Source organism: Paraburkholderia sp. (genome assembly GCF_028283785.1).
In the GTDB taxonomy this organism is placed as follows: domain Bacteria; phylum Pseudomonadota; class Gammaproteobacteria; order Burkholderiales; family Burkholderiaceae; genus Paraburkholderia.
The window spans coordinates 32,921-57,533 of the sequence record NZ_JAPWKB010000004.1 but is presented as its reverse complement, the minus strand read 5'-3'; the positions used below and the strand labels follow the sequence as shown (position 1 = coordinate 57,533).

Below are 24,613 nucleotides of genomic sequence, written 5' to 3'. Positions count from 1 at the left end.
ATTGCAAGCGAGCGTTATGCGGCGTGCTGGCGGGCGGGTTCGCGCGAGAACCACGCGTCGATGTCGCGCGTGACGGCGGCGAGCGCGGCGGGTTCGACGTGCAGGCCGAGCTTCGAACGGCGCCACAACACATCTTGCGCGCTGCGCGCCCATTCGACGTCGCGAAGATAGCGGAGTTCGGCTTCGTGAAGACCCGGTGCGAATGCGTGGCCGAGATCGTCGAGGCTGCGCGCGGCGTCGATCACGCGCGATGCACGTGTGCCGTACGCACGCGCGTAACGGCGGGCGAGATCGGCGGGAAGCCAGGCATGCTGCGCAGCAAATTGCGCGGTAAAACGCTCGAAATTCGCGCCGGGCATGTCGCCGCCGGGGAACGGCACGCCGGCCGTCCATGCGCGCGCATCGACGCGCAGCGCGCCTGCCAGCGTATCGACCGCCTGTTCCGCGAGCTTGCGAAAGGTCGTGATCTTGCCGCCGAACACCGACAGCAGCGGTGCTTCGCCGGTGGGCGCGTCTAGTTCGAGCTGATAGTCGCGCGTGACCGCCGACGGGTTGTCGGCGTTCTCGTCTTCGAGCAGCGGACGTACGCCCGAATAGGTCCAGCGGACGTCTCGCGGCGCGATCTGCTGCTTGAAGTAGCGGTTGATCGAGTCGCACAGATACTGCGTTTCGTTGCCGTCGATCGCGACTTGCGACGGGTCGCCGCGATACTCGATGTCGGTCGTGCCGATCAGCGTGAAATCGCGTTCGTACGGAATCGCGAAAATGATCCGCTTGTCCGGATTCTGGAAGATGTACGCGTGATCGTGATCGAACAGTTTCTTCGTGACGATATGGCTGCCCTTGACGAGCCGCACGCTGTGATTCGCGTCGCGACCGAGCGCGCCTTGCAGCAGCGCGCCGACCCACGGTCCGGCCGCATTCGCGATCGATGCGGCGCGGACGTCGAAGGTCGAGCCGTCCTCGCGTTGCAGCTGCGCGCGCCACTCGCCGTCCGCGCGCGTGGCGCTGACCAGTTTTGTACGCGTGTGGATCGTCGCGCCGCGTTCCTGCGCGTCGAGCACGTTCAGCACGACGAGGCGCGCATCGTCGACCCAGCCGTCCGAGTAGACAAAACCGCGCTTGATCGAATCCACCAGCGGCGCGCCGGCCGGATGACGCCGCATATCGATGCCGCGCGAACCCGGCAGCATCTCGCGTTTTGCGAGGTGATCGTAAAGGAACAGCCCTGCGCGGATCAGCCACGCGGGGCGCAGATTCGGCATGTGCGGCATCACGAAGCGCAGCGGCCACATGATGTGCGGCGCGGCGCGCAACAAGGTTTCGCGCTCCTGCAGCGCTTTGCGCACGAGGCCGAATTCGCGGTATTCGAGGTAGCGCAGCCCGCCGTGAATCAGCTTGGTGCTGGAGGACGACGTGTGCGCGGCGAGGTCGTGCTGCTCGCACAACAGCACCGACAGGCCGCGCCCGGCTGCGTCGCGGGCAATTCCCGCGCCGTTGATCCCGCCGCCTACGACGAGCAGATCGTACTTTGAGCCTTGCGTCACCTGCGGTGTCTCCTGCTGCTTTGAAAATGGGATGAATGGCTTCGAACATCGTGTGTTCGTTTTCGAACTTTAATGAACATATTCGAAAAAGTAAAGTTCGCGGAGGACGGTCGGCGGCATGCGCGGATTCGCGTTGCACGCACGAAGGTGGCGCTTCCGGCGGTCACGGACGATACTTCCGGCAGTGATCAAACCGAGGTGAACCATGGGTGGAATGCGGCGTGGAATCTGGACAATCGGCGGGATGAGCGCTGCGGCGATGCTGGTCGCGGGATGCGTGGCGACGCCGAGCTTGAGCGGAACGATGGGTGCGCCGTCGCTGACGGCGTTGCAGCAGATGTGCGGGGAGAGCGCGCAGCCGGTCGACTACGGCAACGACGCGCAGTCGGTGTATTCGACGCTATACGATGCGTACGTGGCGAAGCGGCGCGGCAAGGTATCGGCCGACGAGTATTGCGGCTTCCAGTCGGCGATCGCGCAGCATTACACCGCGCTCGGCACGAGCCGGGACCCGCAGATCCGTAATCGCTGGGTGCAGTTCTTCAACGAACAGCGCGCGAAGGCGGTGAGCTGGCGCGCAGCGGTCGATCCGACCTTGCGGGCCGGCTGATTGCATTCGACGATGGGCTGGCTGACAGACGCGCGGGCGGGGCGTTCCCCACCACGCGTCGTGCGATCGCTGGCGGCCGGGGCCGCGCTACGATAATCGCTTGATGGCGCGGATGGCTGAATCTCCGCTTTCGGTCACGCTCCATTGTTCGCGGCCGGAAGCGAGTCGTTCGAGTTGAACCAGTTGGCGTTCCAGCAGGGCGTCGAGTTCTTCCCGTTCCATATCGACCTGATGCGGTGCGTCCTTGACGAGCAATAGCGTGGCGAATTCATGCGGACTCAGCATTGTTCTCTCCAATTCAAGCGTCTACGGAACACAGGGCGCCGGTGAATGGCACGGCCATTCGTCCGTCGCGGTGGGATCCGCATTGAGGTCAGGCGGGAGGTGAAACGATCGTGCTGTTCTTGCTGCCAATGCCGTCGCCGGATCGTGGTCGAAACACGAAAAAGGCGTCGGGGAACTGGAGTGTAGTCAACCGCACGTTGAACGCCAAATCGGCCCCAGTAAATTTTCCCGTTGACAATCAAGTTCGCAAGAGGCGGTCCGGCTCTGCGCGCAACTTCATGATTTCACTCGAAGTTTGGCGTGCGGTGCAGCATGGGATCTTGATCGGACGGGAGCGCCCGGCGCGCAATATGCTTGGCGCGCTGTTTTCGGGGGCAAGCTGGAGAGCGTGAACCGTGAGTTTCGCTCAGTCCGCGATGTAGACCTGGGTGCCGGCCGTGGCCAGCGTTTCCTGCATGTCGGCGGGCGGTGCGGCGTCGGTGAACAGCGCGTCGACCTGGTCGAGATGGCCCTGACGGACCAGCGCGGGGCGCCCGAACTTGGAATGATCCGCGGCGAGGAAGACCGTGCGCGCGTGCTGCATGATCGCCTCGGCGACACGCACTTCACGCGTATCGAAGTCGCGCAACGTGCCGTCGGTTTCGATGCTCGACGTGCCGACGATCGCGAAGTCCACCTTGAACTGCCGGATGAAATCGATCGCGAGTTCACCGACGATGCCCTTGTCCCACGGCCGCACAATCCCGCCCGTCACCAGCACCTCGCAATCCGGATAGCCGCTCATCATGCTCGCGACGTTCAGGTTGTTGGTGATCACGCGCAAGCCGCGATGCCGGTTCAGCGCACGCGCGACTTCTTCGGTGGTCGTGCCGAGGTTGATGAACAGCGACGCCTGATCCGGAATATGCGTGGCGACCAGCGTGGCGATGCGGCGCTTTTCGTCATGGAACATCCGTTGACGCGCGGTGTACGACACGTTTTCTGAACTGGTCGGCAAGCTCGCGCCACCGTGATAGCGGCGCAGCAAATTCATATCGGCCAGCCAGTTGACGTCGCGGCGGATGGTTTGCGGCGTCACGTCGAAATGCGCGGCCAGATCGTCCACGGTGACGAAGCCGTCGCGTTGCACCCATTCGAGCAGTTCCTGTTGACGTGCGTTGAGGGTCAGGCGAGGGTCTCGGGTCATTTTGTCTAAAGGCGCTGCCGGTTGGCATCTGATCGATCGGGGTGCGCATATTGTAAGGGCTTAAGGCCGCTTGTCCGCTGCAGCTTCGTGGGTTCCGTGCTTGAATAGTCGCCGTTCCGGCGCGCACCGCGCGATACCCGGCCGGCGATTCTCACGAGACCTTGCCCATGACCCGTTTCGACTGGCACAACCCGTATCCGACGCCGCGCTTGCCGGTGTTCGCGCGCAACCTCGTCTCCACCTCGCATCCGCTCGCGGCGCAAGCCGGGCTGCGCATGCTATGGAAAGGCGGCAATGCGGTCGATGCCGCGATTGCCGCGGCGGCGGCGATCACGGTGGTCGAGCCGGTGTCGTGCGGCTTGGGCGGCGATGCGTTCGCGCTGGTCTGGGACGGCGCGAAGCTGCACGGTCTGAACGCGTCGGGTGTGGCGCCGGCCGCGTGGAACGTCGATTACTTCCGGCGCAAATACGGCGAGCGCGACGGTCTCGCGCAACAACCCAAACGCGGATGGGACTCGGTGACGGTACCGGGCGTGATCGCAGGTTGGGAAGCGCTGCACCAGAAGTTTGGCTCGCTGCCGTTCGCCGATCTGATGGAACCCGCGATCGACATCGCGGAGCGCGGTCACGCGGTGGCGAGCATCGTCGCGTACAAGTGGGGGGCGGCCGTGCCCGAATTGAAAGATCAGCCGGGCTTCGCGCAGACTTTCATGCCGCGCGGACGCGCACCCGACGTCAGCGAGCACGTGCGCTTTCCGGGTCACGCGAAGACCTTGCGCCTGCTCGCCGAACACGGACCGCGCGCGTATTACGAAGGCGACATCGCGGCCCGCATTGCAGCATTTTCGCGCGAAGGCGGCGGCGTGCTGACGCTCGACGACCTGCGGCACTATCGCGCGCAATGGGTCGAGCCGATCGGCAAGTCGTATCGCGGCTATACGGTCCACGAAATTCCGCCGAACGGTCAGGGCATCGCCGCGCTGATCGCGCTCGGCATTCTGGAGAAGTTCGACCTGCGCGATCACGCGGTCGACGGCATCGATTCGCAGCATCTTCAGATCGAGGCGATGAAGCTCGCGTTCGCCGATGTCTATCGCTACGTAGCCGATCCGGTTTCGATGGACGTGACGCCGGAACAGATGCTCGACGACGCGTATCTCGCGTCGCGCGCAAAGCTGATCGACCCGCATCGCGCGACGCATTTCGACTTCGGCATGCCGAAAGCGGGCGGCACGATCTATCTGTCGGTAGCCGACGAGCGCGGCATGATGGTCAGCTTTATCCAGTCGAATTACATGGGCTTCGGTTCCGGCATCGTGGTGCCGGAACTCGGCATCGCGATGCAGAATCGCGGCTGCGGATTCTCGATGAATCCGGCTTCGCCGAATGTCGTCGAAGGCGGCAAGCGGCCGTTCCACACGATCATTCCCGCGTTCGTCACGCAGTCGATCGACGGCAGGCAGGACGCCGTGATGAGCTTCGGCGTGATGGGCGGCGACATGCAACCGCAAGGTCATGTGCAATCGATCGTAAGAATGCTCGATTATGGGCAGCAACCTCAGGCCGCCTGCGATGCGCCGCGCTGGAAAGTGAATCGCGACTTCACGATCGATATCGAATCCACGCTCGACGCGAACACAGCGCGCGGACTCGTCGAACGCGGCCACACGATCAAATCCGTCGACGATCCCTACATGGATTTCGGTTCGGGCCAATACATCTGGAAGCTCGATCGCGACGATCCCGAACGCGGCTACGTGGCCGCCAGCGACAGCCGCCGCGACGGCCTCGCCGCCGGGTTCTAGGTCGTATTGCGCGATGCCTTCAAAGTTTTCAGCCGGCTTACCGCGTTACGGGATTGCGTCCATGTCATGAGTTGGAACATTTCCCCCAGCCTTATCCTGGAACTGCGCGACGTCGGCATGGTCTGTGCTGTGTATCTGCAAGCTTGCGGAACACCGGCTAAGATGCAGGACATAAGAGGTTAACTATTTCAAGGTGCTGTACCTGCCGTGAGCCGCTACGCGAAACGCTCGCATGCTCGACACGTCGGGACAGCTTTGGGAGCATGACGCAATGCGCACTGAGTCAAAACAGGTGATGCCCTGGCGGATCGAAGATATCGATCTCACGAAGATCGACCGGCAAGCCGCCGTCGCCAACGAAGATCTTTTGCTGCTTCTGTGTGCCTCTTCATTTATCGAAAGCGGCACCGACCTCTACACGAGCAATCTCAGCACGTACTTCAACGACGACCCGGAGGTCTCGGCCTGGCTCAACAACGAGTGGGAGCCGGAAGAGATGCAGCACGGCCGCGCGCTGAAGACGTATATCGCTTACGTGTGGCCTGAATTCGAATGGGACGCTGCGTTCGCGAGTTTCTTCGAAGAGTATTCGAAGACGTGTTCGGTCGAAGATTTCGAAAAGACCCGCGCGCTCGAAATGGTCGCGCGTTGCGTGGTCGAAACGGGCACGGCGACGTTGTACCGCGCGATCAACGAATGCTCGAACGACCCGGTGCTCAAGCAGATCACCGACAACATTCGCACCGACGAAGTCCGTCACTACAAGCACTTTTTCAAGTTCTTCAAAAAGTACAACAAGATTGAAGGAAACGGACGTCTTGCGGTGCTCGGCGCATTGATGCGTCGCGTGATGGAAATGAAGAACGAAGATTCGGAAATTGCGCTGCGCCATGTGTTCAAGTTCCGTTACCCGGAGCGTGTGAACGATGCCGCGTACAACCGCGATCGCTCGGCGCGCATCAGCGCGCTGGTGCGCCGTAATCTGTCTGCTGAAATGGCGGTGAAGATGCTGCTGAAGCCGCTCAATCTGCCCGCGAAGATTCAACCCAGCTTGCACTACCCGTTGACCAAGATCACGCAGCATGTGTTCTTCCGGTGATCGAATGCCGGTCACGTGAATCGGGTCCGGCTAATCGAAGCGAAAATGGTCCGCGTGTGCGGGCCATTTTTGTTTGGCGCCGAACCCACTGAATGGAGTTGCCCATGTCCGGTTCCGATCAGGCTCGACCGCTGGAACAAACCGTATTCGACGAATGGCCCGCGCCGACGCGTGCGCTGTTCGACGGCGGCGCGCTGGCGACGAAAACGGGTTTCACCGCGTCGTTGCTGACTGTCGATGCGAGTGCGCATGTCCGCACGTCGCTGCTCGGCGTGGGCGAGTTGTACGCGCCGGATTCGCGCTCGCTGTGCATCGCGTTGTGGCCGCAATCGCGTGCGGCGCGCGTGCTCGCGCAAGACGGTCGTGCGGCGTTGACCTTCGTTTGCGACGATGCGTTTTATCAGGTGCAGTTGCGCTTCGACGCGTTGACCGACAGCAGCGCGCCGGTCACGTCTGAAGGCGCGGAGAGCGCCGCTGGCGGGCTTGCGTGCTTTATCGGGTGGATTGATACCGGCGAGACGCAACGGGTCCGCTACGCGCGTTTAACGGGCGGGGTGACGTTCGAGCTGGCGGATCAGGGGGAGGCGGTGCTCGACCGTTGGGAACGGCAGATCGAGTATTTGAAGCGGATTGCTGCGTCGGCGTCGCGACGCTGACGTCGGGTTGAGGATGACGCCGAAGCCGGGCCGCGATCGCGGCCGGCCCGGCGTTCGACGGAATCGCAGGCGTTGCGCCTGTGATCCCGTTCCGTGCCGATGCCCGATCAGCGGCCGCGATGGCCGTTGTTGCGTGCCGGCTGGCCGCTACGCGGAGCATCGCCGCGCGGCTTGGCGCCGCCGAGCAACGCGCCGGGGTTCGTCGCCGGCTTCGCGCCTTGCGGCTTGCGCGGCGCGTTCGATGCATTGCCGCCGTCGTGTGCGACCGCGCGCGGCTTGTCATGGTGACGCGTGGTTTCGTGACGCGGATTGTCCTTGCGTGCCTGCACCGGTGCGCTGCCCGGCTTCGCGCCTTGCGAGCGCGGCTGGCCGGCATTGCCGTTGCCTTGCGGACGCTGACCGCCCGGACGCGGTGCCGATGCGCCTTCGCGCTTCGGTGCGCCGCCCTGGCCCTTCGGCTGGCCCTGACGCGGTTGACGGTTGCCGCCGCCACCACCACCGCCGCCGCCTTGCCCGCGACGCAGGATCGGTTCCGGCTTCGCGGTCGGGTCGGGTTCGAAACCGGCGATCACTTCCTGCGGCACCGGACGCTTGATCAGCTTCTCGATATCCTTCAGCAATTGCAGTTCATCGACGCACACCAGCGACACCGCTTCGCCCGTCGCGCCCGCACGGCCCGTGCGGCCGATACGGTGCACGTAGTCTTCCGGCACGTTCGGCAGATCGTAGTTCACGACGTGCGGCAACTGGTCGATGTCGATACCGCGCGCGGCGATGTCGGTTGCGACCAGCACCTGCAGCGTGCCGTCCTTGAACTCGGCCAGCGCGCGGGTACGTGCCGACTGGCTCTTGTTGCCGTGAATGGCGAGTGCGCTGATGCTGTCTTTCGTCAACTGTTCGGCAAGGCGGTTCGCGCCGTGCTTCGTGCGCGTGAACACCAGCACCTGAAACCAGTTGTGCTGCTTGATCAGATGCGTCAGCAGTTCGCGCTTCTTGTCGCGATCGACCGGGTGAATTTTCTGCGCGACCGTTTCCGCCGTCGTATTGCGGCGCGCGACTTCGATCAGCGCCGGCGAGTCGAGCAGGTTGTCGGCGAGCGTCTTGATTTCATCGGAGAAGGTGGCCGAGAACAGCAGGTTCTGGCGCTTCGGCGGCAGCTTCGCGAGCACGCGCTTGATGTCGTGGATGAAACCCATGTCGAGCATCCGGTCGGCTTCGTCGAGCACGAGGATTTCCAGATGGGAGAGATCGATGGTCTTTTGCTGCATGTGGTCGAGCAGACGGCCAGGCGTCGCCACGACGATATCGACACCGCTGCGCAACGCGCCGATCTGCGGATTGATGCCCACGCCGCCGAACATCACGGTGGACTTCAGCTTCAGATACTTGCCGTACTGGCGCACGCTTTCTTCGACCTGAGCCGCGAGTTCGCGGGTCGGCGTGAGGATCAGCGCGCGCACCACGCGCTTGCCGTTCGCGGTTTGCGCCGACGGCATCGTGATCAGGCGTTGCAGGATGGGCAGCGTGAAGCCGGCCGTCTTGCCCGTGCCGGTTTGCGCGCCGGCCAGCAGATCGCCGCCGTTCAGCACGGCCGGGATGGCCTGCGTCTGGATCGGCGTGGGTGTGGTGTAACCGAGCTCGTGGACAGCCCGGACCAGCGGTTCGGACAAGCCGAGGGAATCGAAAGACATAAAGACTCTTTGCAAAGCATTAGCGCGAACGGCCTGCACGCAGTGTGAGGCGCGTCAACAGGGCGAGGCCCGGACCGTTCGCGGAGAAATCGGCGGCATGCGGGTGACGCGGTCGAACCGCAGGTCAAACGTATGCCGAATGCATCAACGCGCTATGCAGACACGTCGACTGGCGTTAAGTTGCATTCGCCGTCGTGGGCATTACGCGACATATCGCGCAACGCTGACGAATTGACACAGACTGCCCGCCAGTACGAACAGGTGCCAGATACCGTGTCCGTGACGGATGCGCTCGTCGTTGATGAAGAAGTAAATGCCGGCACTATATATGACGCCGCCGGCCACGAGCCAGGCGGTACCGGCTGCCGGCAAAGCGGCAACCAGCGGACGGACGGCCACGAGCGCGAGCCAGCCCATCAACACATACAACACCATCGAGACGCTGCGGGTACGCCGCCCCAGCGTCAGTTCCTGCACGATGCCAAGCACCGCCAGCCCCCAGCTTACGCCAAACAGCGACCAGCCCCACGGACCGCGCAAGGTGACCAGCGTAAACGGCGTATAGCTGCCGGCAATCAGCAGGTAGATTGCCGAATGATCGCATTTTTGCAGGATGGACTTCACCCGGGGCGAGCGGACGCTGTGATACAGCGTGGAAATCGCGTACAGCACGCATAGCATTGCGCCGTAGACGGCGAAGCTGACGACCTTGTACGCGTCGCGTTCGAGCGCGCCCATCGTGACGAGCACGGCGAGTCCTACGACCGACAACACGGCGCCGACGAGATGGGTAATGCTGTTGAAACGCTCACCGACATGCACGCTACTTCCTCCTGCCTGGGCTTACTGTACGCGAATGCTGCACTGCGCGCTGCGTTTGCGCGACTGCGGTGCGTACTGCCGGACAGGCACTGCAACCACAAAAACGAAGGGCGCGGCCGCGATGTTACCGCAGGCCGCGCCCTCCGTTCATCCTGACGGGCCTAGTCGAGTGGTGCGGAGCGCAAATCCGCCACCTGTTGCGGCGAGACCGCGGTGCCGTGATTGCCCCACGACATCCGGATATACGTGACCACCGCCGCCGCTTCCTGATTCGACAGCGCCTGCGCGAACGGCGGCATCCCGTAAGGCTTCGGATTGCGTTCGGTGCTCGGCGGATAGCCGCCGTTGAGCACCATCCGGATCGGATTGGCCGCCGAAGGCATCTGGATAGACTGGTTGTTCGCCAGCGGCGGGAACGACGGCGGCATCCCCAGACCGTTGGTGGCGTGACATTTCGCGCAATTATCTGCGTAGATCTTCTGGCCTTGTTTCAGCAACTCGCCGCCGAACTGCTCGGAGGTTTCCAGTTGCAGGTTTTCCGGCGCTTCGCTCTTTTGCGGAATGGTCTTCAGATACGTCGCCATCGCGTGGATGTCTTCGTCGCTCATGTACTGCAGGCTGTTGTGGACCACTTCAGCCATCGGACCGAACACCGCGCCGCGATTCGACACGCCGGTTTTCAGCAGATCGGTGATGTCTTTCGTTTCCCAGTCGCCGAGACCGGCTTCCTTGTTCGAGGTCAACGAAGGCGCATACCAGTTTTGCAACGGAATCAATCCGCCCGCGAACGCCGCCGACGTGTTCGGTGCGCCGAGCGCGTTGATCGACGTGTGGCACATCCCGCAGTGGCCGAGGCCTTCGATCAGATACGCGCCGCGATTCCATTCGACCGATTTGGTCGGATCGGGCTTGTACTCGCCTTCGCGGAAGAACAGCGTGCGCCAGCCGATCAGCATGTTGCGCTGGTTGAACGGGAATTTCAGTTCATGCGGACGGCTGGGGACGTTGATGGGCGGCACCGAGCGCAAATATGCGTAGATCGCGTCGGAGTCGGCGCGCGTCACCTTCGTGTAGCTGGTGAACGGGAAGCCCGGATACAGCAGCGAACCGTCCTTCGAGCGGCCCGTGTGCATCGCGCGATAGAAGTCGTCCTGGGTCCATTTGCCGATCCCGTATTGATCGTCGGGCGTGATGTTCGGCGTGAACATGGTGCCGAACGGCGTGGCCATCGGCAGGCCGCCGCCGAACTGCTTGCCGCCGCGCACCGTGTGACACGCGATGCAGTCGCCGGCACGGGCGAGATACTCGCCTTTCTTGACGAGCGCGGCCTGGTCGGCCGGCGTCGCCGCCAGCGCCACGCCACCGCCATGCAGGTGATCGCTGCCGGACCACAGCACCGGAACGAGAGCGGCAGCCGCGATCACGACCACAGCCGATAATGCGAACAGTGACTTGCGTTTCATGTGAGGGTCTCTCCCGGTGCCTTATTGCGGTTCGCTGCCGCAGGCAAGCGGAGTCTTCAACGAGCGGGCCGGAGCCGGCACGGGGTTTTGCGGAGCCGGCTGCGTCGACAGCCAGGCGGCGACGGCATTCACATCTTCGTCGGTCAGGCGGGTTGCGATCGTGTGCATGCAGTCCGGCGCGATGGCGTGGCGCGAGCCCGAACGCCACGCGCCGAGTTGCGCGCTGATGTAGTCGGAATGCAGGCCCACCAGACCGGGGATGGCCGGCTCCATGCCGGTCAGCGCCTTGCCGTGACATGCCGCGCACGCGGGAATCTCTTTCGACGCGTCGCCGTTCAGCACGATCTGCTGACCGCGCGCGACGATCGCTGCGGAGACCGTCGGCTTCGTGGGCGGCGGATACGGTGGACGTTGCTGCGAGAAGTACGTGGCGATCTGATGAAGATAGTCGTCCGATAGATACGTGACGAGGTAGTTCATCGGTGGGTATTTGCGGCGGCCTTCGCGGAAGTTCTGTAGCTGGTTGTACAGATAGTCGGCCGGCTTGCCCGCGAGGCGAGGGAAGTAGTCGTTGTCGGTGCCCTGACCGTGAGTTCCGTGGCACGCCGTACAACCTTGCACGCGTGCTTCCATCGTGTCGGGCGCCTGAGGTTGGGTCTGTGCATCCGCAGCGCTATACACGCCAGCAGAGCCGATCAGGAGAAGGGCGAGCAATGGGCGGAAAATGCGTCTTGAAGACACGCGTAACTCCATCAGATTCAGGGGACCTGACCGAACTTCGACTGGTTCGGTGTTTGGACAGCGAGTACTACGACGACGAGAAATTCTATCATCGATGTCTGATGGTGACTATTTGCCACAGGCTACGGGGAAACGCTTAATTTTCTTTGTGTTAGACGCTTTGACGCGCAGCTAAATCATGTGATAAGCACTCGCGAATGATCGGGTCGGAGAAACCTCATGTGCCTATACGAATCCCATATAACGCGGATTATTTTCCGACGCGCAACCTTGATCGCAACGACAGCGAGGTGAGTTTTACCGGTGTCGATTGATGAACCGCCGCGCGCTTATGCCGTCGAAGCGTACACTCCCGGGGCGCGCCATGTGCCGCTTCACCTGGCGCGTCGCGTCAACCGTTGGAATCCCCGCTCGTTTTCCGTTTTCAACCTGTAAAAACGCCTTTCATGAAGCTATCCGATTTCTCCCGCCCGGCGCTGCGCGCGCTGGCAGTCGTTGCGCTTGCCGCAACCATGACGACCACCGCTTTCGCCCATGCGCGGCCCGTATCGAGCGAACCCGTGCCGAATACCGAGGTCGCGGCGCCCGGCGACGTGACGATCCACTTCAGCGAGCCGCTCGAACCGGCCTTCACGCGCATGAGCGTCAAGGATGCGAGCGGCAAGTCGGTCGCGCAGGGCGCGGCGCAGGTCGACGCGCACGATGCCAAAACCTTGCATCTGCCGCTTCAGCCTTTGGCGGCCGGTCATTACGCGGTTCACTGGACAGCGGTCGCCACCGACGGCCATCGCACCCAGGGCGACTTCGCCTTCAGCGTCAAATGACGGTCGACGGCGTATGGATCGGGCAGGTCGCAATGGCCGCGCTCATGAATATCGCGTTTGCGTTCACGATCGGTTCGGCATTGCTGGCCGCCTGGCTCGCGAAAGATGCGCAGGCCAAGGTCGCGCCCGCGCGTCCGGCCTGGTTGCGCGCGCAACGGTCGATGCAAACCGGCAGCGTGGTGCTGGTGCTCGCCGATCTCGGCTGGCTGCTCTATCAGAGCGCATCGATGGGCGGCGTGGGTTTGCCCGACGCGTTCGGCTTGCTGTCGAGCGTGTTGACGCAAACCCATATCGGTCATGCATGGACGGTGGCGTTCGGCGGCGCGGTCGTATTGTTGCTGACCACGTTGTCGGGACATACGGGCACGCTGCGTAACGCGTTGCTGTGGCTCGCGGTGATCGCGATCTCGGCGGGCAAGGCGGCGCTCGGCCACGCGGCCGACGCAGGTCTCGCATCGGCCGCGATCGCCGTGCATACGCTGCATGTGCTGTCCACCGGCGTGTGGGGCGGGCTGGTGCTCGCAGCCGGACTCGGCATCGTGCCGACGCTCGGCACATCGATCGCGCGCGGCGTGCTGATTCGCACCGCTACGCAGATTTCGAACGTGTCGCTGGTGTCGGTGGTGCTGGTGGTCGTCAGCGGCGCCTTCAATACCGTGCGCGGAAGCGGCGGCACCGGCAACCTGCTCAACGCGATGGAGTTCAGCACGTGGGGTCACGTGTTGATGCTGAAGTTGGCGCTGGTTGCGCTCACGGTGGCGTTGGGCGGGCTGAACCGGTTCGCCGCGTTGCCGCGACTGCGCCGCACCGCTTCGACAATGGACGCGCATACGTTCACCAACGTGCTGTATCTCGAAGCGCTGGCGATGCTCGGCGTGTTCGTCGCGGCGGCGGTGCTCGCGCACAGCGTGCCGGCGTTCGCGTCGCTCGGCTGAGCGTCACCCGGTCCAGCGTCGGGTCTGCACCGGTCCTGCCTCACCAGGCATCGGCCAAAAAAAACGCCGCACGTCATTACGTGCGGCGCTTCAACACACGGTCGCCTGTTTAGAACCGGCTGATCCGTTACTGCCCTGTCACGCCGGGAGCGCATCGCGCGCCCGTTCCAGCGTCTCTTTGGGAAACATCTCCTGACGCATATCCCCGGCGTCATCGAACCATTGGCAAATCAGCCACGTCCCCGGCGCGAACAGCACCGGTCCAACCCATGTCGCCGTCATCGGACAGCCGCCGGATTTGAGCGTCAGCACATCGCCGGCGCGGAAGTTTTTGTTTCTGGCGCGAAACATCGAGGTGGTCCCCTCAGATCAGTCTTTTGTAAAGCGTTGGCGGCGATGCGCCAATCTGGTTATTCGTAGCCCAGCCGATGACCGAGGATCGGCGCGCAGAACAGCGCGATCGCGCAACCCGCGGCCTTGCCTTCGAGTTCGGCCAGTGCGCCATGCGCGCCGTACAGCGTCGTCAGCAGATCGAACAGCTGCGGCAGGCAATAGAGGAATGCGGCGAACAGAAACGACCGCTCGACGGTGCGGATGCTCCAGCCGCGTTGATACGCGCACATCGCGCCGATCACCCGCAGCACGCCGAATGCGACAAGTGCGCCGACGGCGGCCTGTTCGCGGAGCAGATAGTCTGGAAGGAATTCGCCCATGTTGTTCCCCTGTACGTGTTTCGTTTTCAACAGAAACAGCAAGGAGCGGGCCAGTTTGATTCCCGAGCGTCCTCGCAGCCCGGAAAAGCTTAGTGGATAAGCCTTCGGGTCATTTCGAGGAGGTCCGAAAATGCACATGTTTCGGCCGAATCCGCCAAGGATGTTACGTTACTGAGACGTCGCCGGAACGTGCCGGACGTAACGTCGGCGTAACGTCGAGGTAACGGCGGCGGCGCTGCGCCGCCAGGCGGGCTGCGCGGGTGGATGGCCAGACAAAAACGCCGCCCGGATATCGGGCGGCGTTTTTGTTTAAAAGACGAAACAGCGAAGCGGCGGCGCGGCCACCAATCTCACCATTCGGCGACGCTGCCGTCGGCGTGACGCCACACCGGATTGCGCCACCGGTGTCCGGTCTGCGCCATCTCCCGCACTTTCTCTTCGTTCACTTCGATGCCGAGCCCCGGACCTTGCGGGATCGACACGAAGCCGTCTTCGTATTTGAAGACTTCCGGATTCTTGATGTAGTCGAGCAGGTCGTTGCCCTGGTTGTAGTGAATCCCCAGGCTCTGTTCCTGGATAAACGCGTTGTAGCTGACCGCGTCGATCTGCAGGCAGGTGGCCAGCGCGATCGGGCCGAGCGGGCAGTGCAGCGCGATTGCGACGTCGTACGCCTCGGCCATCGTCGCGATCTTGCGGCATTCGGTGATGCCGCCCGCGTGCGACGCGTCCGGCTGAAGAATGTCCACGAAGCCGTTCGCCAGAATGTGCTTGAAGTCCCAACGCGAATACAGACGCTCGCCCAGCGCGATCGGCGTATTGGTCTGGTTGACGATATCGCGCAGCGCTTCCGCGTTTTCCGACAGCACCGGTTCTTCGATAAACATCAGCTTGTACGGATCGAGTTCCTTCGCGAGCACCTTCGCCATCGGCTTGTGGACGCGGCCGTGGAAGTCCACGCCGATACCGATGTTAGGACCCACTGCGGCGCGAACCGCCGCCACGTTGTCGATCACGCCCTGCACCTTGTCGAAGGTATCGATGATCTGCAACTCTTCCGAGCCGTTCATCTTGATCGCCTTGAAGCCGCGTTCGACGACCGCGCGCGCGTTGTTCGCGACGTCGCTCGGACGGTCGCCGCCGATCCACGAGTAGACCTTGATCCGGTCGCGAACCTGGCCGCCGAGCAGCGCGTGGACCGGCACGCCGTGGTGCTTGCCCTTGATGTCCCACAACGCCTGGTCGACGCCTGCGATTGCGCTCATCGTGATCGGGCCGCCGCGATAGAAGCCGGCGCGATACATCACCTGCCAGTGATCTTCGATCAGCAGCGGATCTTTGCCGATCAGGTAGTCGGACAGTTCGTCGACGGCGGCGGCGACGGTGTGCGCGCGGCCTTCGACCACCGGCTCGCCCCAACCGACGATGCCTTCGTCCGTGGTGATTTTCAGGAAGCACCAGCGCGGCGGGACGATAAAGGTTTCGAGCTTGGTGATTTTCATGGCGTGTCTCCTTGGCCGTAGGGCCCATGCCGGATTGTGCGAATGCCGGTGGCGCAATGGCGCACGCCGACGCGAACGGTTGACCGGTATGCTACAACAAAATCGCTTTAAAATACTATTAATAGTACTATTCGGAGTGAGGTTGTCGCTGCGGGGTTTTCGTCTGACGTCGGGAATACCGGATAATCGCGGTCTTTTTTCACGGGAGAACACCATTCAGCACGATCTGCACGGCCGCGTCGCGTATGAGCTGGGCACCGCCATCCTGCGCGGCGACTTCGCGCCCGAATCGATCCTGCCGCGCGAGGCGGAATTGATGCAGACGTTCGGCGTCAGCCGCACGGTGCTGCGCGAAGCGTTGCGCACGCTCACGTCGAAAGGGCTGATCGAATCGCGGCCGCGGGTCGGCACGCGGGTCAGGCCGAGACGCGCGTGGAATCTGCTGGATGTGGACGTGCTCGACTGGTATTCGCGAGTGGCGTCGCCGGTGCTGTTCGCGCTGAAGCTGCAGGAAATGCGCGAGATGATCGAGCCGTACGCCGCCGCGCTCGCCGCGCAGTCGCACACGCCCGACACCTTCGCCGCGCTCGACACCGCGCATTCCGCGATGGTCAACGCCCGCAATGTCGATGAATGGGTGCGAGCCGATCTGGCGTTTCATCTGAGCGTGCTGAGCGCGTGCAGCAACGAACTGCTGATTCCGCTCGGCACGTTGATCGAACGCACGCTCGAAGCGCAATTGCGGCTGAACGCGAAGCGCGCCGATGTGTTCAACGCGTCGCTGGCCGAACATACGGCGGTGTTCGACGCGATCCGCGAGCGCGACGCCGGGGCCGCGCGTCACGCGATGGCCGGCCTGCTCGGCGTGACACGCGGGCGCATCGAAGGCTGAAGCCGCGCGCCCGTCGCGCGCGGTCAGTCCATAGCGGCGTGCGCGACGGATTCGGCCGGCGCCTGACGGCTCGGCCGGATCAGGAGCAACAGCGGCACGACCAGCAAGGTCGCGACGAACATCAGCTTGAAGTCGTTCAGATACGCGATCATCGCCGCCTGTTGCGTGATCGACACGTCGAGCGCGGCGAGATCGCGCATCGAACCGCCGCTCAGCATCGATTGCATCGCCGGATTGAAAACGGAAATGTTCGCGGCAAGGTCCGAATGCGACACCTGGGTGTTGCGCGTCATCAGCGTCTGAACGATCGAAATGCCGATACTGCTGCCGATATTGCGCATCAGGCTATAGGTCGCGGTGCCGTCCGCGCGCAGTTGCGGCGTCAGCGTCGAGAAGGTCAACGCGCTCAGCGGCACGAATACCAGACCGAGCCCGAACCCTTGAATCACGCCCGGCCACACGATGTCCGACGCCGACAGCACGATCGTGTACTGCATCATCTGCCACAACGCGAACGCCGAAATCAGGAAGCCGCACAGCAGTAGCAGCCGCGCGTCGAAGCGCTTGAGCAGACGTCCGGCGACCAGCATGGCGAGCATCGTGCCTGCGCCGCTCGGCGCGGTGACGAGGCCGGTGGTGGCGACCGGATAGTTCATCAGGTTTTGCAGCATGGGCGGCAACAGTGCGCGGGTCGCGTACATCACCGCGCCGATCACGAAGATAAAGAACGTTCCGGTGGCGAAGTTGCGGTCTTTGAGCAGCTTGTACTTGAAGAACGAGCGCTCGCCGACCGTGGCTGTATGGACAAGGAAAAACGCGAAGGCGAGCGCCGCGACGATCGCCTCGGTGACGATTTCCTTCGAGCCGAACCAGTCGAGCTGCTCGCCCCGGTCGAGCATCGCCTGGAGCGCGCCGATCGCGAGACCCAGCGTCGCGAAGCCGAACGCGTCGAACTTGACGTCGTGACGCGGTTCTTTCGACGGCAGGAAGGTCAGCACGCCGAACAGCGCAAACGCGCCGATCGGCAGATTGATGAAGAACACCCAGCGCCAGTTGTAGCTGTCGGTGAGCCAGCCGCCGAGCGTCGGCCCGAGAATCGGCCCGACCATCACGCCCATGCCCCAGACCGCCATGGCCTGGCCTTGCTTCTCGCGCGGATTCACGTCGAGCAGGATGGATTGCGACAGCGGCACCAGCGACGCCCCGAAAATGCCCTGCAACAGCCGCGCGCCGACGATCTGCGTCAGCGTTTCGGCGAGCCCGCACAATGCCGACGCCACCGTGAAACCGGTGATCGCCACCACCAGCAGACGCTTGATGCTCAGCCGGTCGGACAGCCAGCCGGTCAGCGGCGTCGCGATTGCCGCGGCGACGATGTACGACGTCAGTACCCACGTGATCTCGTCCTGCGACGCCGACAACGCGCCCTGCATATGCGGCAGCGCGACGTTGGCGATGGTGCTGTCGAGCGTTTGCATCAGCGTGGCGAGCATGATCGCCACCGTCAGCATCGGTCTGTTGAGCGGTTTGGCGGCAGTGTCGGACGTCGAATCGGATGACATGGGCGCGGGTCGCAAAAATAGTAAGCATGCTTATTGTATAGAGCGCTTACTATCATGGGAATCGGTAACACACCGTAGACCGCGACACCCCTGTCTTGCGATGGGCTTTCGTATAATCGCCGCATGAAAACCCCTGTAGAAGAGCGCTTCGGCTTCTTGATCTCCGATGTGGGCCGCCTCTGCGCAAAACGCTTCGACGACTACGCCAGGTCGTCGCTCGATCTCACGCGCGCGCAGTGTCGGGTGCTCGCGTACCTGTCGCATTACGGCGACGTGAATCAGGCCCGGCTCGCCGACCTGCTCGACGTCGCGCCGATTTCGGCCGGCCGTCTGCTCGACCGGATGGAAGAGGCGGGATGGATCGAACGTGTCGCGAATCCGCAGGATCGCCGTGAACGGATGGTGCATCTGACGCCGAAAGCCGAAGGCTCGCTCGACAACGCGCGCAAGGTGGGCGATCAGGTCGCGGCCGAAGGGCTCGACGGTTTCAGCGACGACGAAGTCAAGCAGCTGATCGCGCTGTTGCAACGCGTGCGCGGCAATCTCAGCCGGATCGTCGACAGCGATTGAGCGGCGCTGGCTGGACGGCGAAGTGCGCGAATCGGAATCGCGATGTGACGCGTCGAATGCACAACTAAAAGTCAAATAGTGCGTCGATTTTCAAGGGCTGAATCGTCAACGTTTGCGCGCGACGATTCGCCGTCGATGTGTCGTAAATCCGCAAAAATTATCCCCAGGATGTCTATGCAAATACGCGCACGAAAATTTCGCGCGTGATAATTAAATTTGCATGGACAAGTGGTGCGCAGCGGAGTAGAGCATCGCGTCTCGTGCAAGGTGCCGTAACAAACTGGCATCGGACGAGAGAAGTGGACGGACGGCCCTTTTTTTCGATTTACTCAGCCGTCCTCGGGGAACACCATGAATCGCAGCCAATGGTCCGTCAAGGCAAAACTGACGACCGGTTTCGGCGGGCTTGCCGCCATCGTTCTGATCGTGTCGGGACTCGGCGTCAAATCGCTGAACGACGAAAACCAGCAATTTTCCAACTACGTGACCGGCATCAGCGCGCGCGCCGAAGTGGCGTCACGTGTGCGCACGGCGGTCGATCGTCGAGCGATCGCCGCACGCAATATGGCGCTCGCGACGCGTCCCGAAGACTTCGCCGTCGAGAAAGCCGCGGAAGCGCAGGCGCAGCAGGACGTGACCGCACGGGTCCGGAAGCTGAACGACCTGACGCAAGCCGCCGCCGACACCACCGATCAGGCGCGCGCGCTGGTCGCCGAAATCAATCGTGTCGAAGCGCTGTATTCGCCGGTCGCCGAAGGCATCGTTCAGCTCGCGACGGACAACCAGCGCGACGCGGCCGTCGCGAAGATCAACGACGAGTGCCGCCCGTTGCTGGCCGCGCTGATCAAGGCCACCAACGACTACGCGAACTACACGAAAGACCAGTCCGACCGGATGATTCGCGATGCAGAGCAGCGCGCAGCGAACCAGCGCAATCTGCTGATCGGGATCTGCGCAATTGCGCTGGCAGCCGCGCTTGCCGCGGGCGCAGCGATCACCCGTGGTCTGACGCGCGCGTTGGGCGCGGAGCCGGGCGCGCTGAGCGACGTGACGAAGCGTGTCGCGTCGGGCGATCTGCGTGCCGTCGATGGCGCGAAGCAGGCGCCGGCCGGAAGCGTGCTCGCATCGATGGGCGTGATGCAGGAAAGCCTCGTGCGATTGATCGGCGAGGTGCATTCGGCGGCGAACCATATTGCGGCCGGATCGAGCCAGATTGCCGCGGGCAATCTCGATCTGTCGGCGCGGACGGAGGAGCAGGCGGCATCGCTGGAAGAAACCGCGTCGAGCATGGAGCAACTGACCGCGACCGTGAAGCACAACGCGGAGAACGCGCAGCAGGCGAGCGCGTTGTCGGCGACGGCATCCGATGTCGCGCATAAGGGCAGCGAAGTGGTCGGCAAAGTCGTCTCGACGATGGACGCGATCAGCGAAAGCTCGACGAAGATCGCGGAGATCACCGGGATGATCGAGGGAATCGCGTTCCAGACGAATATCCTGGCGCTGAACGCGGCCGTCGAAGCGGCGCGCGCGGGCAAGGAAGGCCGTGGCTTCGCGGTCGTCGCCAGTGAAGTGCGCAATCTCGCGCAACGTTCGTCGAGCGCGGCGAAGGAGATCAAGGATCTGATCGGCGCGTCGGTCGAGCGGATTCAGGATGGCTCGACGCTGGCGCGCGATGCGGGCAACACGATGAACGAAGTCACGCAGGCAGTCGCGCGGGTGACGGACATCATGGGCGAGATCGCGGCGGCGTCGGGCGAGCAGAGTCGCGGGATCGAGCAGGTCAATCACGCGATCAACCAGATGGACAAGGTTACGCAGCAGAACGCGGCGCTGGTCGAAGAAGCGGCGGCGGCTTCGCAGTCCCTGGAGGATCAGGGGCAGCAGTTGAATCGCGCGGTGGCGTTTTTCAAAGTGACGGCGTGACGCGGCTTTCAGGTTCGCGTTCGAGTGAATTGCGCTAGCCGGAAACAACAAAGCCCGCGAAAGCGGGCTTTGACGTGCGTGTGCTGTTGTAAAACAAAAAACCCGCTGCTTCTTTCGAAGCAGCGGGTTTTTCTTACGACTGGTGGCGAATCAGGGATTCGAACCCCGGACCTGCGGATTATGATTCCGTCGCTCTAACCGGCTGAGCTAATTCGCCGAAGAAAAAGATTATGAAGATGCGGACCCTGGCTGTCAACCCCTATCCGCGAGATTTTCGAGCTATCTGTATATAAGGCGACAGCCGGTCCGGCCAGCCGCCGGCATGTCGCCACGATCACCGCCGGAAACCTCGATACATCAATCCTTCGCGTAGATATCCGAGTCTTTGGTCTCGCGGACAAACAGCATCCCGATCACGAACGTGATCAGCGCGATAACGATCGGATACCACAGCCCGGAGTAAATATTCCCCTTCGCCGCGACGATCGCGAATGCCGTCGCGGGCAGAAATCCGCCGAACCAGCCATTGCCGATGTGATACGGCAGCGACATCGACGTATAGCGGATCCGCGTCGGGAACATCTCCACCAGCATCGCCGCGATCGGCCCGTACACCATCGTCACGTAGATCACCAGGATCGTCAGGATCACCACGCTCATCGGCCAGTTGATCTGCCCAGGATCGGCCTTCGGCGGGTAGCCGGCGGCTTTCAGCGTCGAGCTGAGCGTCTTGTCGAAGGTCTTGCCCTGATCCTTCGCGTCGGCGGCCTTGCCGTCATAGGTGTTGATCACCGTGTCGCCGACCTTGATCTGCGCGAGCGTCCCTGCAGGCGCGGCAACGTTCTCGTAATTCAGACCGGATTTCGACAGCGCGCTCTTCGCGACATCGCATGACGACGTGAATTTCGCCGTGCCGACCGGATTGAACTGGAACGAGCACTCGTCCGGATTGGCAATGACGACGATCGGCGACTTTTGCGTAGCCATTTCCAGCGCCGGATTCGTGTAATGCGCTAGCGCCTTGAACAGCGGGAAGTACGTGCACGCGGCGATCAGCAAGCCCGCCATGATGATCGGCTTACGACCGATCCGGTCCGACAGCGAGCCGAAGAACAGGAAGAACGGCGTGCCGATCAGCAGCGCGATCGCGATCAGGATATTGGCGCTCGTGCCGTCGACCTTCAGCGTCTGCGTCAGGAAGAACAGCGTGTAGAACTGGCCCGTGTACCAGACCACGGCCTGACCCGCCGTTAGCCCGATCAGCGCGAGAATCACCACCTTCAGGTTCTTCCATTGACCGAACGCTTCGGACAGCGGCGCTTTCGACGTCTTGCCCTCGGCCTTGATGCGCTCGAACACCGGCGATTCATGCAGTTGCAGCCGAATCCAAACCGACACGGCCAGCAGCAGGATCGACGCGATAAACGGAATGCGCCAGCCCCATGCGCCGAACGCGTCTTCGCCCATGATCGTGCGCACGCCGAGAATCACCAGCAGCGACAGGAACAGACCGAGCGTGGCCGTGGTCTGGATCCATGCGGTCCAGAAGCCGCGTCGGCCGGCCGGCGCGTGTTCCGCGACGTAGGTTGCCGCGCCGCCGTATTCGCCGCCGAGCGCGAGACCTTGCAGCAGCCGCATCGCGATAAAGATCACCGGCGCCGCGATCCCGATCGACGCATAGCCCGGCAGAAAGCCGACCAGAAACGTCGACAGACCCATGATCACGATCGTGACGAGGAACGTGTACTTGCGCCCGACCATATCGCCGAGCCGCCCGAACACGATCGCGCCGAACGGACGCACCGCGAAACCCGCCGCGAAGCTGAGCAACGTGAAGATGAACGCAGCGGTCGGATTGACGCCGGAGAAGAAGCTCTTGCTGATGAAGGCCGCGAGCGAGCCGGCCAGATAAAAGTCGTACCACTCGAACACTGTGCCCAGCGACGACGCGAAGATCACCCGTTTCTCTGCGCTCGTCATCGGCACGTGCGAGATTTGCCCGCCAACGGTAGCCATATGAAGTCTCCCATATTGATTTATGCACGCGGTCAGCCCGGAGAGGCAGTCCCGTGAGCGCATTATTGGAGCGGAAACTTACGGCGTACTGACGTGGCAGGGGCGGGTTTTCACGGGTCTCAAAAAGAACGTGATTTTATATCTTCGGTCTTCATGCGACCTTTTTCGTTCTAGTTGTATGTATTTTGTTGATTGTGAGCACATCGCGCCGTGGCGCGAAACTGACGCTTAGGGTAAGTCCCGCCCCGTTTCCAGCGTGTCCAGACTGACGCGCACCAGCGTGCCGGCCAGGCGCGGTTCGGACTGGTAGACGTTGTCGTCGAGGGTGAGGGTGCCGCCGTGCATCGTCGCGATTTCGCGGACGATCGCGAGGCCGAGTCCGCTGCCGTCGCCTTCGCGTCCGAGAATCCGGTAGAAGCGCTCGACCACGCGGGTCCGCTCGGCGACGGGAATCCCCAGACCGGTATCTTCGACTTCGAGATGCACGCTGCGCGCGGCCGGATCGTGCCGCACCCGCACGGTGATGCGGCCGCCTGCGGGCGTGTAGCGGATCGCGTTGTCGAGCAGGTTCGACAACATCTCGCGCAGCATCACCAGGTTGCCGTTCACGCTGATCGCTTCGTCGGGCGCTTCGTAGCCGAGGTCCATCTGTTTGGCGAGCGCGGCCTGAACCCAGTCGCGCACCGCGTTTCGCGCGACGTCGGTGATATCGAGCGGTGCGAAGATCTGGCCGGACATCCGGTTCTCCGCGCGCGCCAGCGCCAGCAATTGCGTGACGAGCCGCGCGGCGTGCTCGGAACTGGTCGCAATCTGTTCGAGCGAGCGATGCACTTCGGCTGACGCGTCCTGCCGCAACGCCAGTTCCGCCTGCGTGCGCAAGCCCGCCAGCGGCGTCTTCATCTGATGCGCGGCGTCGGCGATAAAGCGCTTTTGCAACTCCATGTTCTGTTCGAGACGCGTCAGCAGATCGTTGAACGACGTGACCAGCGGCTCGATTTCTGGCGGCGCGCGACGCGCTTCGAGCGGCGAAAGATCGTCCGGACGACGCGCGCGGATATGCGACTGCAGCGCGTGCAGCGGCGCCAGCCCGCGCGACAGCCCGAACCATACGAGCAGGATGGCGAGCGGCAAGATCACGAATTGCGGCAGGATCACGCCTTTGATGATGTCGTTGGCAAGCTGGCTGCGCTTGTCGAGCGTCTCTCCGACCTGCACCAGCACCGGTTGCGCGCCGGGCGTCTGCGGAAATTCGACGGTCGTGTACGCGACGCGGATGTCGTTGCCGCGCAGCACGTCGTCGCGAAACTCGACGAGACCCGGTGGCGGCCGGTCTTCCTCGTGCGGCAACGGCATGTCGCGCTCGCCGCCCACCAGCTCGCCGCGCGTGCCCAGCACCTGATAGAACACGCTGTCCACGTTGTCGGCGCGCAGGAAATCGCGGGTCGAATCGGGCAAGGACAGTTCCGCGATGCCGTTCGCCGGATGAATTTGCCGCGCGAGCACGTAGGCGTCGGTTTCGAGCGCGCGGTCGAACGGCCCGTTCGCAATCGACTTCGCCACCAGATACGTGACGGCGATGCTCATCGGCCACAGCAACAGGAGCGGCGCGAGCATCCAGTCGAGAATTTCGCCGAACAGCGAGCGCGGACGGGCTTCGGCGGCGGCTTCGGTTTCGTCGGGCGGCGTGAACGGATTGGCGTAGCGGGCGTCGCGGCTCGCGTCGTCGAGGTCCGCCGCGGGCGCGGTGGCGCGGTCTGCGCGAGCGGACATGGCG

Annotated in this window: 22 protein-coding genes and 1 tRNA gene; 9 read left to right on the top strand and 14 right to left on the bottom strand. The window is 63.1% G+C overall.

The genetic code is table 11. The annotated features are described in order from the left end of the window. Positions 1 to 14 precede the first annotated feature (14 nt). Complete coding sequence (gene glpD, locus PW947_RS03480) at positions 15 to 1,547, bottom strand: glycerol-3-phosphate dehydrogenase (RefSeq protein WP_299629677.1); 1,533 nt, start codon at positions 1,545 to 1,547, stop codon at positions 15 to 17. 244 nt (positions 1,548 to 1,791) lie between these two features. Here glpD and PW947_RS03475 point away from each other — a divergent pair, with 244 nt between their 5' ends. Beyond that, positions 1,792 to 2,157: a hypothetical protein gene (locus tag PW947_RS03475; RefSeq protein ID WP_299629793.1), complete on the top strand. Its 366-nt coding sequence runs from the start codon at positions 1,792 to 1,794 to the stop codon at positions 2,155 to 2,157. An 87-nt stretch (positions 2,158 to 2,244) separates the two neighbouring features. Here the strand turns inward: PW947_RS03475 and PW947_RS03470 are convergent, their stop codons facing one another. Next, positions 2,245 to 2,442: a hypothetical protein gene (locus PW947_RS03470; RefSeq protein ID WP_299629676.1), complete on the bottom strand. Its 198-nt coding sequence runs from the start codon at positions 2,440 to 2,442 to the stop codon at positions 2,245 to 2,247. Positions 2,443 to 2,848: 406 nt separating this feature from the next. After that, a complete protein-coding gene (locus PW947_RS03465) occupies positions 2,849 to 3,628 on the bottom strand; it encodes a DeoR/GlpR family DNA-binding transcription regulator (RefSeq protein ID WP_299629675.1) in 780 nt (259 codons plus the stop codon). Between the two features lie 167 nt (positions 3,629 to 3,795). On the opposite strand from PW947_RS03465, the gene PW947_RS03460 reads away from it, so the two are divergent. The 3 genes from PW947_RS03460 to PW947_RS03450 all read left to right on the top strand — a co-directional run bounded on the left by PW947_RS03460 (position 3,796) and on the right by PW947_RS03450 (position 7,188). Then, on the top strand, positions 3,796 to 5,433 hold the full coding sequence (locus PW947_RS03460) for a gamma-glutamyltransferase family protein (protein WP_299629674.1): 1,638 nt from the start codon (positions 3,796 to 3,798) through the stop codon (positions 5,431 to 5,433). Between the two features lie 295 nt (positions 5,434 to 5,728). Continuing rightward, a complete protein-coding gene (locus PW947_RS03455; protein WP_299629792.1) occupies positions 5,729 to 6,532 on the top strand; it encodes a ferritin-like domain-containing protein in 804 nt (267 codons plus the stop codon). Between the two features lie 104 nt (positions 6,533 to 6,636). Further along, a complete protein-coding gene (locus PW947_RS03450; protein ID WP_299629673.1) occupies positions 6,637 to 7,188 on the top strand; it encodes a hypothetical protein in 552 nt (183 codons plus the stop codon). 107 nt (positions 7,189 to 7,295) lie between these two features. Here the strand turns inward: PW947_RS03450 and PW947_RS03445 are convergent, their stop codons facing one another. The 4 genes from PW947_RS03445 to PW947_RS03430 all read right to left on the bottom strand — a co-directional run bounded on the left by PW947_RS03445 (position 7,296) and on the right by PW947_RS03430 (position 11,917). After that, the gene (locus PW947_RS03445) at positions 7,296 to 8,879 is read right to left on the bottom strand and encodes a DEAD/DEAH box helicase (RefSeq protein ID WP_299629672.1); all 1,584 of its coding nucleotides are present in this window, start codon (positions 8,877 to 8,879) and stop codon (positions 7,296 to 7,298) included. Positions 8,880 to 9,080: 201 nt separating this feature from the next. Further along, positions 9,081 to 9,701 (bottom strand): hemolysin III family protein, encoded by a 621-nt coding sequence (locus PW947_RS03440; protein ID WP_299629671.1) that lies wholly within the window; start codon positions 9,699 to 9,701, stop codon positions 9,081 to 9,083. A gap of 161 nt (positions 9,702 to 9,862) precedes the next feature. Further along, complete coding sequence (locus PW947_RS03435) at positions 9,863 to 11,164, bottom strand: cytochrome c (RefSeq protein WP_299629670.1); 1,302 nt, start codon at positions 11,162 to 11,164, stop codon at positions 9,863 to 9,865. Positions 11,165 to 11,185: 21 nt separating this feature from the next. Continuing rightward, the gene (locus tag PW947_RS03430) at positions 11,186 to 11,917 is read right to left on the bottom strand and encodes a c-type cytochrome (protein WP_299629669.1); all 732 of its coding nucleotides are present in this window, start codon (positions 11,915 to 11,917) and stop codon (positions 11,186 to 11,188) included. A gap of 434 nt (positions 11,918 to 12,351) precedes the next feature. Here PW947_RS03430 and copC point away from each other — a divergent pair, with 434 nt between their 5' ends. After that, entirely contained in the window at positions 12,352 to 12,729 is a 378-nt protein-coding gene (copC, locus tag PW947_RS03425; RefSeq protein WP_299629668.1) for a copper homeostasis periplasmic binding protein CopC, read from the top strand. Next, positions 12,726 to 13,664, top strand: coding sequence for a CopD family protein (locus tag PW947_RS03420; RefSeq protein WP_299629667.1), 939 nt, complete (start codon positions 12,726 to 12,728; stop codon positions 13,662 to 13,664). The genes copC and PW947_RS03420 overlap by 4 nt, the downstream gene beginning before the upstream one ends. Positions 13,665 to 13,802: 138 nt before the next feature. On the opposite strand, the gene PW947_RS03415 is transcribed toward PW947_RS03420, so the two are convergent. The 3 genes from PW947_RS03415 to dgoD all read right to left on the bottom strand — a co-directional run bounded on the left by PW947_RS03415 (position 13,803) and on the right by dgoD (position 16,092). Beyond that, entirely contained in the window at positions 13,803 to 14,015 is a 213-nt protein-coding gene (locus tag PW947_RS03415; RefSeq protein ID WP_299629666.1) for a YodC family protein, read from the bottom strand. Positions 14,016 to 14,074: 59 nt separating this feature from the next. Further along, positions 14,075 to 14,377, bottom strand: coding sequence for a hypothetical protein (locus tag PW947_RS03410; protein WP_299629664.1), 303 nt, complete (start codon positions 14,375 to 14,377; stop codon positions 14,075 to 14,077). 350 nt (positions 14,378 to 14,727) lie between these two features. Then, a complete protein-coding gene (gene dgoD, locus PW947_RS03405; RefSeq protein WP_299629663.1) occupies positions 14,728 to 16,092 on the bottom strand; it encodes a galactonate dehydratase in 1,365 nt (454 codons plus the stop codon). Here dgoD and PW947_RS03400 point away from each other — a divergent pair. Continuing rightward, entirely contained in the window at positions 16,091 to 16,768 is a 678-nt protein-coding gene (locus PW947_RS03400; RefSeq protein ID WP_299629791.1) for a FadR/GntR family transcriptional regulator, read from the top strand. The genes dgoD and PW947_RS03400 overlap by 2 nt on opposite strands. 23 nt (positions 16,769 to 16,791) lie before the next feature. On the opposite strand, the gene PW947_RS03395 is transcribed toward PW947_RS03400, so the two are convergent. Further along, positions 16,792 to 18,330 carry a DHA2 family efflux MFS transporter permease subunit gene (locus tag PW947_RS03395; RefSeq protein ID WP_299629662.1) on the bottom strand — a complete coding sequence of 513 codons (1,539 nt, stop codon included), beginning with the start codon at positions 18,328 to 18,330 and terminating at the stop codon, positions 16,792 to 16,794. 123 nt (positions 18,331 to 18,453) lie between these two features. On the opposite strand from PW947_RS03395, the gene PW947_RS03390 reads away from it, so the two are divergent. Together PW947_RS03390 and PW947_RS03385 are read left to right on the top strand one after the other, a co-directional pair. Next, a complete protein-coding gene (locus PW947_RS03390; RefSeq protein WP_299629661.1) occupies positions 18,454 to 18,900 on the top strand; it encodes a MarR family transcriptional regulator in 447 nt (148 codons plus the stop codon). A 351-nt stretch (positions 18,901 to 19,251) separates the two neighbouring features. Further along, positions 19,252 to 20,823 carry a methyl-accepting chemotaxis protein gene (locus tag PW947_RS03385; RefSeq protein WP_299629660.1) on the top strand — a complete coding sequence of 524 codons (1,572 nt, stop codon included), beginning with the start codon at positions 19,252 to 19,254 and terminating at the stop codon, positions 20,821 to 20,823. Positions 20,824 to 20,963: 140 nt separating this feature from the next. Here the strand turns inward: PW947_RS03385 and PW947_RS03380 are convergent. The 3 genes from PW947_RS03380 to PW947_RS03370 form a co-directional block, all read right to left on the bottom strand. After that, positions 20,964 to 21,040: transfer RNA gene (locus PW947_RS03380), tRNA-Met, on the bottom strand. Positions 21,041 to 21,180: 140 nt separating this feature from the next. After that, the gene (locus tag PW947_RS03375; protein ID WP_299629659.1) at positions 21,181 to 22,839 is read right to left on the bottom strand and encodes an MFS transporter; all 1,659 of its coding nucleotides are present in this window, start codon (positions 22,837 to 22,839) and stop codon (positions 21,181 to 21,183) included. 228 nt (positions 22,840 to 23,067) lie between these two features. Then, positions 23,068 to 24,609 (bottom strand): sensor histidine kinase, encoded by a 1,542-nt coding sequence (locus tag PW947_RS03370; RefSeq protein ID WP_299629658.1) that lies wholly within the window; start codon positions 24,607 to 24,609, stop codon positions 23,068 to 23,070. Positions 24,610 to 24,613 lie beyond the last annotated feature (4 nt).